Below are 1,534 nucleotides of genomic sequence, written 5' to 3' on the forward strand. Positions count from 1 at the left end.
GGAGTGGCGCAGGATGTTCAGGCCGTCCTCGGACGAGATCTCGACGGCTGGCCGCGCTGCCCGCCGGCCCCGACCGCGCCACGGACCGCTTCTCGCACGCCACCACCGTCCTGGAGCTGTACCGGCTGCTGCTGCGCCTGCCCACCCTGGAGCCGCTGGACGACGAGCCCCGGCGCGCCCCAGGCCCGGCCGCCTCCCGCATGCTCACCCGCATCCGCGCACTGCTCGCCAAGGCCGAGGCCACCGGTTACCCCGAGGAGGCGGAGGCGCTCAGCGCCAAGGCACAGGAGCTGATGGCCCGGCACAGCGTCGACGAGGCGTTGCTCGCCGCCGAGGCACCCGCGCCGGACGCGCCCGGCGCCTGCCGGATCGGGGTCGAGGCGCCGTACGAGCAGGCCAAGGCGGTCCTGCTGGACGCGGTGGCCACGGCCAACCACTGCCGCGCGGTGTGGAACGAACCGCTCGGCTTCTCCACGGTCGTCGGCTTCGAGGCGGACCTGGAGGCCGTCGAACTGCTGTACACCTCGCTGCTGGTGCAGGCCACGCACGCCATGACCAGGGCCGAGGCGGCCCAGCGGGCCGGCGGGCGCAAGCGGACCAAGACGTTCCGGCAGTCGTTCCTCGCGGCCTACGCGCACCGCGTGGGCGACCGGCTCGCGGCCGCCGCCGAGACCCAGGTGACCCAGGACCTGCTGCCGGTGCTGGCCACGCGCGAGACAGCCGTCACCGGCCGACTGGAAAGCATGTTCCCGCAGACCACGACGACCCGGCTCCGGGGCATCAGCGACGCGGCGGGCTGGACCGAGGGCGCACGCGCGGCGGACCAGGCCCAGGTCGGGGCGCGTCCGCGGCTGGAGTGACCCTGGTGCCGCCGAACCGGGGCCTCAGTCGCCGACCTGCTGGAAGGCGCTCACCGAGGCGTCCGGCCCGCTCCCGTCGGCCTTCCCGGCGACCGGGCCGTACTTCCACGGGAAGCTCCGTCCGGTGTCCGTGCCGGGCAGGGTGATCTTCACGGTCTCCGCCGCGAGGGTGCCCTTGGCGCCGTCCTTGCCGCGTACGTAAGTGAGCGAGAAGGACGCGGAGTCGCCCTTGGCCAGCTTCAGCTTCTGGGCCTTCGCGTCCTTGAGCGCGGGCACGGTGGCGTCGCTGCCGCCGCCGCTCTGCACGACGCCCGGGAAGTGGTCCAGGGTGCAGGGCGCGCTCTGGTTGGTGAGGCTGACCGGGATCTCACCGGTGTCCCCGGCGGCCGGAGCGACGCTCGCCGAGCCGATCTGCACGGACACCCCGCCGATCTCGCAGGCCGAGTCGGCGTTGTTCCCCTTCTTTCCGCCACCGTCGTCGCAGGCGGTCAGCAGCAGGGCGGCGGCGAGAGCGGTGACGGTGAGCGGAATGGCGCGCATGTGCGGGTCCCTGTCCTGGTGGTGACGGTGCCCTTGCATCATGGCGCCTGCCGCCGAGCCCCGTACGCCCACCCCTCCGGAAGCCGGACCCCGGGCCTTGGGGGCCGGGCCCCTTCAGCGAGTCGCGCACCGCC

At 74.1% G+C, this 1,534-nt stretch carries 2 protein-coding genes; one reads left to right on the forward strand and one right to left on the reverse strand.

Translation table 11 applies throughout. From position 1 onward, the window contains the following. The coding region (locus H5J33_RS34800) for a DUF2786 domain-containing protein (RefSeq protein ID WP_181798644.1) at nt 1-860 on the forward strand (860 nt) is incomplete at its 5' end. A 24-nt stretch (nt 861-884) separates the two neighbouring features. On the opposite strand, the gene H5J33_RS34805 is transcribed toward H5J33_RS34800, so the two are convergent. Beyond that, on the reverse strand, nt 885-1,400 hold the full coding sequence (locus H5J33_RS34805) for a DUF4232 domain-containing protein (RefSeq protein WP_181798645.1): 516 nt from the start codon (nt 1,398-1,400) through the stop codon (nt 885-887). Nucleotides 1,401-1,534 lie beyond the last annotated feature (134 nt).

Source organism: Streptomyces sp. WELS2, from assembly GCF_013870595.1.
Taxonomy (GTDB): Bacteria; Actinomycetota; Actinomycetes; order Streptomycetales; family Streptomycetaceae; genus Streptomyces.